Source organism: Neobacillus sp. DHD-1R (assembly GCF_057747995.1).
The window spans coordinates 4181152-4192717 of record NZ_CM173232.1 but is presented as its reverse complement, the minus strand read 5'-3'; the positions used below and the strand labels follow the sequence as shown (position 1 = coordinate 4192717).

The window sequence follows — 11566 nt, the reverse complement described above, 5'->3', positions numbered from 1 at the left end:
ACTTGCCACTGCTATTACTAGCGTAAGTGTTTCGCCCACTTACTTCATGACAAGTACCATTGGCCTTGACCAATCGAAACTCCATCCGAACCGTTACTGCAAGAAGCCGTTCCCGCTCCCGTTCCTCTAAGTCTAGTAATTCGGTCTGAAAACAGCAGCAAAAGACCTTGTCTAATGATTACTACGCTGATTTTCTGCATCGGCTCAGCTCACCACCTCTTATTTAACGTGATATAAGGATTTCCCACGCTCCATATTCTTTTCATAGTTTTTTCATGTCGAAACTACCTAACGACAGCATTTTGACAGAGGTAGCGGCTCTGACCCTTTTGGGGATTTAACTCTATCGTTAATACAACCTTTTAGGGAATATAGTGCAACATTTAACAGAGGGAATATATTACTGTGGAAAAAAAGAAAATGTTTTCTAATTTATACCAAATTTTCTGAAAAAATTGGAAAAAATTGTTATAATATGTTGTAAATTGTGGGCTGTATTAAATGGGGGATGAATCATGGGTCAAGTAAATATATATAAAATTGCAGAAAGTAAAAGAGTTGAGCTTGTACGGGAACTAGCTGAAAAACTCCAGGAACTAGGCACGATTCGGATTGAAAGGGAAGTGAAGAATAGTCAACTGGAGGAGTTAATGGAAGAGAAACTTGAAGTAAATGAAGGGTTGGACGGAGACAAGGTAAAACCAGAATTAGTTAGAGAAATTTTTAATTTAACTTTATATATATCTTCACCTCAAGAACAAAAAGAAATAAGTTGGAACTGGTTACTTAACGAATTTAATCATGAAACAAAAACTACATTACCAAATCCAAAAGCAGTTTTATTAATCCGGCATAATGATGATTTCTATAGTGTTACTTTTGGATTTGCATATTTTTTAGTAGACAAGTATTGTGATAGGAACTTTGCCTTTAACTTTGCGCGAAAATTAAATTACAAAGAAGTTAAAACAACAGCTTTGACCACCCCCAATTCCCAAAAGAATAAATCAATAAATACTTATGTTAATTATAATGATTTTGAATTTGATAGCGGTGAATCATTTACCAAAATTAAAGCGAAAGTTCAACTTGAAGAACACTTTTCGTTATTTAAAGAAGGTATTGAGGTTGGAAATTCAATTAAGTTCAACATTGGTCATAACTCTTCAGAAAACATTGTAGATTTAATAATGTTTATTGAAAACGTAATGTTGAATTATCCTGACCAGGTCAAAATCCCTGTTTTTAGTAAAGTTGTTGAGGATGATCTAATTGATAAACTGGATAAGAAACTTCAAGCGGCAATCAAGGGAGAAACATATACAGTTAACTTTTCTGAAATAGACATTATTGGGACAAATGAAACATTCAATCATAATGATAATACTTACAGGATTTCTTTTAAAAATAAGCAGAAAATGATTGAAACGCTTACCCAAGAAGAACTTCAAAAATTTGCAGTTGAAAACCAGTTTGACTTAAATGAAAATATTTTAGATATTAAGGTAGTTAGTTTTCAAAACGGAAATTCAGTAAGAACTGATACAATAAAGGATTTAATTGATTATACTGACGATGAAGAACGGTGTCTTTTATCCAAAGGCCAGTGGTTTAAATTTAATGATGATTATTTGAATTACCTAGCAGATTCAATAAATGAGATTGAGACCATTTATAACCCCGAGTACGATTTTGACAAAGATGAACACAAAAAATTTATTGAAAGCAAATTTGCTTTGGAAAAGGGTGAAGAAATATACCAGGGTTTAGAGGATGAAAAAATAAAAGAAAAACTGAAAAAAAAGTACTACAGTGAAAAATACTTCAATATTAATTTGGAGGAAAAATTTGGATTCATAAATTATGATCGCGATTTTACAAGAGTTGGTACAGCTACCGTAGAGGAAATGGATTTGTATAAGGATGGAACATTCTTTGCTGTAAAGATTGGGAATTCCTCCGGAAAGCTCAGTTATGTGGTTGACCAATCTTTACTGACATTAAAAATATATAAACACAAAATGTCGGAAAATGAACTTGAAATAAAAGAAATTGGATTATGGATAATTCTAGACAGAAGAACTAAACTTCCTTTAACTGCAGGTAAGCCTGATCTAAATCATCTAGATATGCTCATTTTAAAAAATAAAATAGATCAATGGAAAAAAGAAGTAAGGCTATTAGGGTATAGACCTGTTATTCGAATTAATTATGTTAAATAAGTTGTTTGTTACAAAGTAAACTCACCAAACATCTCTTGTGTTGCCACATTCACTCAACACACTGCGAAGCTGTTGCGAAGATTGTTCTTGCATAAATAGGAGAGCCTTATCCTTTGGCGGATAAGGCTCTTTTAGCAGTGAGAATTTCACTAATTGAAATGATATTTCGACTCCCGAATGATATGCAAGAACCGGCCCTATGTCTCCCCAGAACGTATCGATGGTGTGATTGCCTTGATTATGGCACTGGACCGGGCAGTTAAGAATGAAAATAGAGAGAGTGTTTATGATGGTCGAGGGATTTTGATACGTCATTTATATTTGCATTTCAAGGGAAAATGCTAAGTATAATAAATTTAATATACTGCCGCGACACCCCCTAAATAATGAAGAGACATACCAATTATATGAGTACGATGAAGGCTTTGATGCCATTGATTGGGATACGATTCACACACTAGGTACAGAAGATCGCTATACAAAGAGTGTGAAAATGGCAGAGTGTCTCACAAATCTTATTGTTCCACCAAAGGTATTTCAAAGTATTTATGTAAAGAGTGAAGAAACACGAAAAATCGTTGAAGAAAAACTAAAAGCTAAAGGGATAAGCCAGAATCCACCCTATATAAATATAGGACCATGGCTTTAAGAATAACCTTATAAAAGAAAGTGAGGTGAAAACGTGATTATTTATACAACCGGTGATTTGTTAAGTTTTTCAGCTGAAGCTCTGGTTAATACTGTAAACTCGAAGGCTATACATCAATGGAATTGAAAAGTTATTCGAAACGGATATCATTGAAAAAACGTTAATGGGGTACACGCTTAGCCAATCCCGTACTATTCATAGCTAAATACCAAAAATTTCGTAGCATCTCACATGGGGGTGCTATTTTTTATGCTCTTTTTTAGGAGGTGAACACTATAAGAATTCCGCGAAAAGGGCTCATATATCAAGAAAAATTACTCCAAAGACTATCAGAGAAACCTTTACTACAATTTTGATGGAAGAAGGTATTCCATTTAACGTCATACAAACATTGTTAGGATATTCAACAAGCAGTTCAGAATCTTACTTCAAAATTACAAATGGAAATATATAGATGTGTTAAAAACACGACCAGATTTTTAAATTAATGGCATGAAATATGAAATTATAATTTATCCTAAGAGACGAATGTAAACTCACCAGCACCCCATGTGTTGCCACATACACTCTGCGCATGTTGAAGCTGTCGCGAAAATAGTTTTAAAATAAATAGAGCCTGTCACTCCCGTATTCAGTCGAGATAATCGACAAAATTGAGGTGGTGACAGGCTCTTTAAAAAGGTTACTTTTTAGAATTCAAAGAGGATAAATCAATATAACCAATGTTTCCAGGATTTTGTGAGCCAACCATCAAATAGGACTTGCCATTTAAATTATCAATGGCTTGAATTCCAGTGACTTCTCCGCCGTCTGGTGCAGAAATGATCCGGGAGAGTTTCTTGGTATCGACATTATAAGCCCATCCAAAGTTATTTGTATGCATGCCGCTGTCTTCGGCAATGAATAAGGTTCCTAACTCTTCAGAGTAAGTAAGGTTGTCCGGGTTGGCGATTTTGTCTACAGCAGCTGTGTTCCCATCCGCATCTGGAGTTGGAAGATCTTCTCCAAGCACTAAGCCAGACATGCCGGTTACTACATAATCACTGTCAATTGAGTGGCCATTACGGTCTTTTTGACCCTTTGCCAGGTTCATTTCATAAACCGCACCAGCTTTAAGCTGTGGTAATTGAATATCATCTACTGGGTCATTGGCATTTTTGGTCATGCCTTTTTCAATATTGGACATGGACATATAGATTTTGTTATCAGCCTTGTTAAAAGTCAATGTTTCCATCTTATTGAACTCGGAAGTCGCTCCAAGGATAGCACCGTAGCGGCGGGATTCCAAGAACGCAGCTGCTTTTTCCATACCTGGTTTTACTTTCAGCCATTCCGTGGTCTTACCGCCATTAGAATTCGTCTTAATTTCTGTAAATCCATTCGCTTTTCCATATGCCGCATCTGTTGTTGTTTCAAAAATATCACTGAATGTTAAGCGTTCAGCCAATTCCTTTATTTCTGCATCTGTGGCATGCCCTAATTTAATCCATTCGATATCAGCAGAACCGCCATTTTTATCGCTCGTTTGATTCCATTTTGCCGCATACAAGGTACCGGCAGATAAATCTTTTGCTTTGTCTGCAATGTACATGAAGGACATCGTATAGCCTCCGTCATCGCCAAAGTAAACGGTCCGGTTATCTGGTGCTACTGTTACATTTTCAAAGGATAAGCGTCCCATGCTGTAGTGTTTGACTGCTTTTGTTTCCCCGTTTGGATGTACTTTTACTTCTGTCGTATGACCATAAAGGTATGGATTGCCCACTGCAGCAGGATCCTGATAATAATTGCGAGCGAATTCCGTTACATCAGAGTTTTCAGGATCTGCTTCGTGTGCACGGGCATTCGGCTCGTATTCTTCACTGCCTAAATGCGTATTCCAAGGAGATAAGACACCAGCACATGGGGTCCAAATTCCTCCATCTGCAGAAAAATCAATCGGATTGATATCCGTAATTTTCAGTTCACCTGTTTTCTTATCCTGTACGACAGTATTTAAGTACAATGCTTTTGGCATATTTCCAAGGCCTTTTTCAGGCATACTTTCAAAGTGGTTAACCATATATAATTTTTCGCTTTTTCCGTTTACACTAAGAAGCGAATTCGCATCAGGTGCTGTAGAAACAATTGGATTTCCATCTTTATCTTTTATGATATTCCCATTTACATCATAAGCGGCACCGACAACTTTGCCGTTAATGACATCGCCAGGGCGGGCTAAGGAATGATATTCTAAAGGTACAATTTTTTGAGAACCATCATTCAATGTAACAATTGCTGATGCCTCACTATACATAGAGGAACGTTCTGCATCCGTATCAGGAGCTTCCATACCTACAAATTCCACTGATTTTACCGGGAGCGGCTTATATGCGTCAGCATGGACATTTACAGCTGAAGGGAAGAGAATGGCTGCGCTTAATATTGGAACGATTACTTTGCTCTTTTTCATTAAATGGTACCTCCGAATAACTTGATAGATTATAACACCACCTAATGATAGCGAAGGAATATTAATAGAACATTCTAGTAATGTAAAATATAAATAAAGATTTTTGGTAAAAAAGTATCATTGATTTGTTTTCTAATTCAATATGCCTTTTCATAGATGTTGCCTACTTGGATTTCGTTCCATTTGCTTCTTTGCCAGTGTAATTTTGTATAAATGCTTTGATTTTACTGGCTTAGACTCTTTTTTTCTGAAATGGATAAATAATTGACTGCCCAGGACGTTTAACACGAATTGTTCCTTTATGTAGGTAAATGTGATTATTTTTTTTGAGTAAATATTCTTTTATAAAGAAAAATATTATGAAAATCTAAGAAAACTGAAGTAATCGGATTGCTTTTTTTATTGAGGGAGGATAGTCATAGTTGAAAACCCATCTCGAAAGCCACCTAAATAGGTGGCTTTTTCACTTTCGATAATACATTTAATATAGACAAAACCACCGATTTTCTGTATCTTTAGTAAGTTATATTACTAAGGAGGAATTAGGCATCATATGAATAAACAAAATCATACCTCAGTAAAAATCATTTCAGCTGATCCATCTGCACTTGGGCTGTTTGGTTTAGCAATGGTTACACTGGTAGCATCATCACAAAAATTAGGACTGACAGAAGGCACGGCTTTAATCCTGCCATGGGCTTTCTTTTTAGGTGGTCTTGCACAATTAATTGCAAGTTTTCTAGATTCTAAACATAATAATGTATTTGGAACAACGGCATTTGGAGCATTTGGATTATTTTGGTTCGGTGTCGGAACAACATGGTTGATACAATTAGGTGCTTTAGGTGAAGCGGTCCATGCTAACGCAGATTCTAAACAGCTAGGTGTCGCATTCGTCGGTTACTTAATCTTTAGCCTATTTATGACGGTCGGTGCAATGGAAACCCATAAAGTACTGTTTTTTATTTTCGTGCTAATTGATTTCTTATTTATCGGATTATCCCTAAGTTCATTTGATATTATGTATGAATTTTCACATATGCTCGCAGCAATCTCTGAATTGCTAGTTGCTTTACTATCATTTTATGGTTCTGCTGCCTCTGTTTTAAACACACATTTTGGGCAAGTTGTTTTACCAGTAGGTAAACCATTTGGCATATTCAAAAATCAAAATGAAAAAGAAAAAAGAAAAGCAATTGCTTAAAGGATAAAAGTTGAGAAAGCAGAAGAATCGTCCGGGATCACTAAAAACATCTCGAAATTCGGTAAACATCATAACATCTTAATCAGCAGAAACAGGATCATCTCCTGTTTCTTTTTTCATTTTATTATTAGGATTTCATCTATGTTTCTACAAGTTGAGATAGGAATCGACTTTGTGTCAGATTTTTCTACATAAAATTACATTTATATTACATTATCGATTGTGCCATTGTTTTTAGGCAATTTGGAATATAAACTAGTAATATAGTAGGGAATTGGAATTCAATGATAGGTATAAAGGGAGATTAGTAATGATAAAAAAAATATTTACATATACGGTTTCGGCTGCGATCCTAGCCACTATGATTCAAGTAACACCTACATATGCAAGTCCAGTAGAATCAACAGTAACACAAGGACAAATCGATACTACTAAAGAACAAATCAATGAATTTGAAACAAAGGTCCAACAATTAGACAATCGAATCAGCTTAGCAATGGAAAAAAGTCAAAAATTAAATGATTCTATAAAAATACAACAAGGAAAAATCTCAGCAACAGAGGCTGAAATTGAAGAATCCAAAAAGTCATTAGAGGCTCACAAAGAGGTTTATTCTGAACGACTAAAGAGCATTCAGTTAGAGGGAAAAATATCAATTGCTACTTACGCAGAACTTTTGCTATCGTCAGATAATATTTCAGAGTTTTTAAATCGTTTTACTGCAATTTCGAATATTATGGAAAGCGACACAGACTTACTGAATGGTTTAAATGAGAAAAAACAAGCGTTAGAAGCATCAGAAGAAAAATTACAAACTGAAATCGATCAATTAAAAAAGAGCCAAGATGAATTAGCTTTTGAACAAAAAAAGATTGAAGAAGATAAAAAAGAAGTTGAAAAAGAATTAGCAACTGCGAAAGATACATTACAAAACCAGCAAGCTCAACAAGAGGCCCAGCAAGAGGCTCAGCGTCAAGCCGAATTAGCGCAACAAGCCGAATTAGCCAGACAGACTGAATTAGCTCAGCAGCAAGCCCAACAACAAGTTCAGCAACAAGCTCAGCCAAAGTCTCAACAGCAGCCTTCAGTAACCAAGGCATCAAGATCAATCCCGTCGGTCGCTGCTGTCAATCCAACTAACGCAGCAACGGCAAGTGCAGTCATTTCATATGCTAAACAATTTTTGGGCGTTCCTTACGTTTGGGGCGGTTCAACGCCAAGCGGATTTGATTGTTCAGGTTTCACTTCGTATGTGTTCCGTTCCGTCGGCATTAACCTTCCAAGGGTGTCACGTGATCAGCAAAATGTTGGAACTAGAATTTCTCCGAGTCAAGTACAACCAGGCGATTTAGTATTCAGGGGGAATCCTGCCTATCATGTCGGTATTTATATTGGAGGCGGGCAATACATTCACGCTCCACAAACGGGCGATGTGGTAAAAATTGCTGCTTATAATCCAGCTAAATTTTCTAGTGCTGCCAGAGTATTGCATTAAGATCAATGTTAACTTAATATAAAAAGACACTGTGGAAGGCTAGAGTGGGATTTTTATTCCTACTCTAGTTTTTTTCGTTGAAAACTAATAATAAATACTCTAGGTGATTTAATGATACACACATATTTAGGTCAGACAATTCGTTTTGAGATCCTTTATAAAAAGCGTACATCCATGGGCATTTATATAGATCTTTATGGAAATGTTGAAGTTCAAGCACCTAAAGGGACATCTGATGAACTAATCTTTCAATTAATAGAGGAAAAGTGGGAGTGGATTCAGCAAAAATCATCAGAAATGAGGGAAAGAGCTCTTGGGCCAAAGGTGAAGAGCTATGACCAAGATGAGCGTTTTCTGTATTTAGGAAACGAATATCCTATAGAGGTCTTTCAGGATGGATCGATCAATCAAGATCATGTTGTTTTTAAAAAGAATACGTTACAAATAAATGTGAAACAACTTGAAGATGAAAAAATAAAGCAAGCCTTGAAACGATTTTATTATCAGCAGTGTAAATCGTTAGTAGAAAAAAGAATTCAAACTTATCAAAGTAATTTTAAAGTAAAACCCCAGTCGATTCGAATCTCGGATAACAACAGTAATTGGGGAACCTGTGATTCTAAGAATCGATTAACATTCAATTGGAAGCTTGCGATGGCGCCACTTGAGGTAATCGACTATGTCGTCGTTCATGAGATGTGCCATATGGTCCATCTGAATCATGATCGTTCCTTTTGGCGGCTGGTTGGTAAAATTCTCCCTGATTATGAGCAAAGGGAGAACTGGCTGGCTTTATCAAGCTGGAAAATGACAGTTTAATATGGCAATCAGATGTTTAATACTCGCTTTTGTTGAAACGAAAGACGGTATAGTATACTCTAATACAATTAAGCCCTTAAGGTATTTTTTTAATGGGCAATAGTCAACAAGGTTATAGGAGGTTTTTAGATTGGATAATAATGATATTTTAATTCGATTAAGATATGCTCTCGATTTAAAAAATGTAGAAATGGTAGAGATATTTAAACAAGGCGGCATGGAATATACTAAAGCAGAAGTGCTCAAGATACTCACAAAATCAAATGACGATTACGATGATGAAATGGATAACGAAGAGAATATAAAATGCAATAATAGTATGTTGGAGTCATTTTTAAATGGGCTGATTATTTTTAAAAGAGGAAAACAAGATCCAAAACCAGGACAACTTGATACGCCGGAACCAACTTTAAAGAAAACGGCAAATGTTAATAATCTCCTTTTAAAGAAAGTAAAAATTGCATTAGCATTAACAAGTGAGGATATGTTAGATATATTCGAAAATGCAGGAATCATTGTTACAAAAGGAGAGTTAAGTGCTTTATTAAGAAAAGAAGGACATAAGAATTATAAAGAGTGCGGTGATAAATACGCTCGGAATTTCTTAAAAGGATTAGCTATTAAATATAGGGGTTAAGTTTGTAAAATGATTCAGACATATAATTAATTGGTGGTTGACAATGGCATGCTTTATTTAATAAAATTGGCAGTTTTCCATGTCTTTCAAGTTCACTTCATTCCCAGAAAGTTTATCTAATCTCTGTACAGGGTATTGAGTAATATAAACTTTTTTAGGAGGTGGCAGTTCATGAAATTGGAAGTAAAATGCAATGTTGAAAATTGTAAGTATTGGGCTGAAGGTGACCAATGTATTGCTGAGTCTATTTATGTGATTGGCCTTCATGGCAGAGAAGCTGAGGATGTTGAGGAAACGGCTTGTAAAACCTTTGAAAAACGCTAATAAATTCTAAATCGCATTATATTAACTGGACGGGCTTATCGCTCGTCCAGTTTTTAATTTAGGCTCAAACCAAAAGTATAATAAATTAGCAGAAGTAGACATTAACTATAGATTTGAAATGGAAAGATGCCAATTGTTTTTATTTCATTTGCATGCTGTTGTATAGTGGATGGAAGGATATTTTTTCGGATTATAAGAACAATCCATTAGAAAAACTTTTTTAAAAGGAAACGAAAATTCAATTAAAGGGAAGGAGAAAGAATGACAATGGAAAATAAAGAGCCAGACTGGAACTTAGATAATAGTTATGCACGTCTTCCTAAATCATTTTATTCCAGCCAGAATCCTACCCCTGTACGCTCACCGAAGTTAATCATTTTCAATAATTCGTTGGCTGCAAGCCTAGGGTTGAACGCTGAAACTTTAAAAAGTGAAGAAGGCGTAGAGGTATTTGCTGGAAACAAGCTTCCTGAAGGTGCTTCGCCTCTTGCTCAAGCATATGCTGGACATCAATTTGGGCATTTTACCATGTTAGGGGACGGCAGGGCTATTTTGCTTGGTGAACAGATTACTCCAACAGGTGAACGGGTTGATATTCAACTTAAAGGTTCCGGTAGAACACCATACTCTCGAGGGGGTGACGGCCGAGCTGCCCTTGGACCGATGCTGCGTGAATATATTATTAGCGAGGCCATGTATTCGCTTGGAATTCCAACCACTCGCAGTCTTGCTGTGGTAGCAACAGGGGAAGAGATCATCCGTGAGACCTACCTGCCCGGTGCGATTCTGACACGTGCGGCCGCCAGTCATATACGCGTCGGTACGTTTCAATATGCTGCAAAATGGGGTACCGTTGAAGAACTGCAGGCACTGGCTGACTATACAATAAAGCGGCATTATTCAGACATTGAAGCTGATAAGAATCGCTATCTTTCGCTGCTTAAGGAAGTGATTAAGCGTCAGGCCGCACTGATTGCCAAATGGCAGATGGTTGGCTTTATCCACGGGGTGATGAACACCGATAACATGACTATTAGCGGTGAATCCATTGATTATGGTCCTTGTGCCTTTATGGATACCTATGACCCGGCCACAGTCTTTAGTTCGATAGACACTCAAGGCCGCTATGCCTATGGCAATCAGCCATATATGGCTGTGTGGAATCTTGCTCGATTTGCTGAAACTCTATTGGCACTGTTGGATGAGAATCAGGAAAAGGCTGTTTCACTCGCCGAGGAAGCGTTATCGGGTTTTTCTGAGTTGTTTGAAAAGAATTGGCTTGCAGGAATGAGAGCAAAGCTGGGGCTATTTAACGAAGAGGAACAGGATGGATCTCTAATTAAAGACCTCCTCAGTTTAATGCAGAAGTACCAAGCAGACTATACGAATACGTTCCGCGCCTTAACTTTTGATCGATATGAGGATACGAACTTGTTTGAGAATGCCGAATTTACTAAGTGGCATGAGTTATGGCAGGAAAGGCGCAGCAGGCAGCAGGAATCGCTAGCTTCTTCGCAGCAGTTAATGCGGAACAGTAATCCAGCGGTAATCCCAAGGAACCATCGGGTAGAAGCTGCATTAGATGCGGCAGTAAAAGAAGAAAATTATAGTGTGATGGAGAAACTTCTAGATGTTCTTTCAAAACCATTCGAGCATACTCCCGAACAAGCTGAATACTCCATACTACCTGCACCTTCAACAAATCCTTATCGAACATTTTGCGGTACATGATAAAAATGTTCGAAAAAAAATCTGTAAACCCTT

The 11566-nt window shown here is 36.7% G+C and carries 11 protein-coding genes; 9 read left to right on the top strand and 2 right to left on the bottom strand.

The genetic code is table 11. The annotated features are described in order from the left end of the window. Positions 1 to 44: 44 nt before the first annotated feature. Positions 45 to 200, bottom strand: coding sequence for a hypothetical protein (locus AC3ANL_RS20725; RefSeq protein ID WP_488326246.1), 156 nt, complete (start codon positions 198 to 200; stop codon positions 45 to 47). A gap of 315 nt (positions 201 to 515) precedes the next feature. Here AC3ANL_RS20725 and AC3ANL_RS20720 point away from each other — a divergent pair, with 315 nt between their 5' ends. From AC3ANL_RS20720 to AC3ANL_RS20710, 3 genes are all read left to right on the top strand, one after another. Then, positions 516 to 2222 carry a DUF6119 family protein gene (locus AC3ANL_RS20720; protein WP_488326245.1) on the top strand — a complete coding sequence of 569 codons (1707 nt, stop codon included), beginning with the start codon at positions 516 to 518 and terminating at the stop codon, positions 2220 to 2222. 313 nt (positions 2223 to 2535) lie between these two features. Beyond that, positions 2536 to 2871: a DarT ssDNA thymidine ADP-ribosyltransferase family protein gene (locus AC3ANL_RS20715; protein ID WP_488329790.1), complete on the top strand. Its 336-nt coding sequence runs from the start codon at positions 2536 to 2538 to the stop codon at positions 2869 to 2871. 301 nt (positions 2872 to 3172) lie between these two features. After that, positions 3173 to 3325 (top strand): hypothetical protein, encoded by a 153-nt coding sequence (locus tag AC3ANL_RS20710; RefSeq protein WP_488329789.1) that lies wholly within the window; start codon positions 3173 to 3175, stop codon positions 3323 to 3325. A gap of 228 nt (positions 3326 to 3553) precedes the next feature. On the opposite strand, the gene AC3ANL_RS20705 is transcribed toward AC3ANL_RS20710, so the two are convergent. Next, positions 3554 to 5323, bottom strand: a complete 1770-nt coding sequence (locus AC3ANL_RS20705; RefSeq protein ID WP_488326244.1) for a PhoX family protein — start codon at positions 5321 to 5323, stop codon at positions 3554 to 3556. A 553-nt stretch (positions 5324 to 5876) separates the two neighbouring features. Here AC3ANL_RS20705 and AC3ANL_RS20700 point away from each other — a divergent pair. The 6 genes from AC3ANL_RS20700 (at position 5877) to AC3ANL_RS20675 (ending at position 11533) form a co-directional block, all read left to right on the top strand. Further along, positions 5877 to 6527, top strand: a complete 651-nt coding sequence (locus AC3ANL_RS20700) for an acetate uptake transporter (protein WP_488326243.1) — start codon at positions 5877 to 5879, stop codon at positions 6525 to 6527. A gap of 310 nt (positions 6528 to 6837) precedes the next feature. After that, positions 6838 to 8022 (top strand): C40 family peptidase, encoded by a 1185-nt coding sequence (locus tag AC3ANL_RS20695; protein ID WP_488326242.1) that lies wholly within the window; start codon positions 6838 to 6840, stop codon positions 8020 to 8022. 111 nt (positions 8023 to 8133) lie between these two features. Beyond that, complete coding sequence (locus AC3ANL_RS20690; protein ID WP_488326241.1) at positions 8134 to 8841, top strand: M48 family metallopeptidase; 708 nt, start codon at positions 8134 to 8136, stop codon at positions 8839 to 8841. A 130-nt stretch (positions 8842 to 8971) separates the two neighbouring features. Continuing rightward, positions 8972 to 9478 (top strand): YehS family protein, encoded by a 507-nt coding sequence (locus AC3ANL_RS20685; RefSeq protein ID WP_488326240.1) that lies wholly within the window; start codon positions 8972 to 8974, stop codon positions 9476 to 9478. Between the two features lie 171 nt (positions 9479 to 9649). Further along, positions 9650 to 9802 carry a DUF1540 domain-containing protein gene (locus AC3ANL_RS20680; protein ID WP_488326239.1) on the top strand — a complete coding sequence of 51 codons (153 nt, stop codon included), beginning with the start codon at positions 9650 to 9652 and terminating at the stop codon, positions 9800 to 9802. Positions 9803 to 10063: 261 nt separating this feature from the next. Further along, positions 10064 to 11533: a protein adenylyltransferase SelO gene (locus tag AC3ANL_RS20675; protein ID WP_488326238.1), complete on the top strand. Its 1470-nt coding sequence runs from the start codon at positions 10064 to 10066 to the stop codon at positions 11531 to 11533. Positions 11534 to 11566 lie beyond the last annotated feature (33 nt).

Excerpts from the sequence above, each read along its gene's own strand:
- AC3ANL_RS20725 (WP_488326246.1), bottom strand. The coding sequence starts at position 200 with ATGCAGAAAATCAGCGTAGTAATCATTAGACAAGGTCTTTTGCTGCTG.
- AC3ANL_RS20720 (WP_488326245.1), top strand. The coding sequence starts at position 516 with ATGGGTCAAGTAAATATATATAAAATTGCAGAAAGTAAAAGAGTTGAG.
- AC3ANL_RS20705 (WP_488326244.1), bottom strand. The coding sequence starts at position 5,323 with ATGAAAAAGAGCAAAGTAATCGTTCCAATATTAAGCGCAGCCATTCTC.
- AC3ANL_RS20700 (WP_488326243.1), top strand. The coding sequence starts at position 5,877 with ATGAATAAACAAAATCATACCTCAGTAAAAATCATTTCAGCTGATCCA.
- AC3ANL_RS20695 (WP_488326242.1), top strand. The coding sequence starts at position 6,838 with ATGATAAAAAAAATATTTACATATACGGTTTCGGCTGCGATCCTAGCC.
- AC3ANL_RS20690 (WP_488326241.1), top strand. The coding sequence starts at position 8,134 with ATGATACACACATATTTAGGTCAGACAATTCGTTTTGAGATCCTTTAT.
- AC3ANL_RS20680 (WP_488326239.1), top strand. The coding sequence starts at position 9,650 with ATGAAATTGGAAGTAAAATGCAATGTTGAAAATTGTAAGTATTGGGCT.
- AC3ANL_RS20675 (WP_488326238.1), top strand. The coding sequence starts at position 10,064 with ATGACAATGGAAAATAAAGAGCCAGACTGGAACTTAGATAATAGTTAT.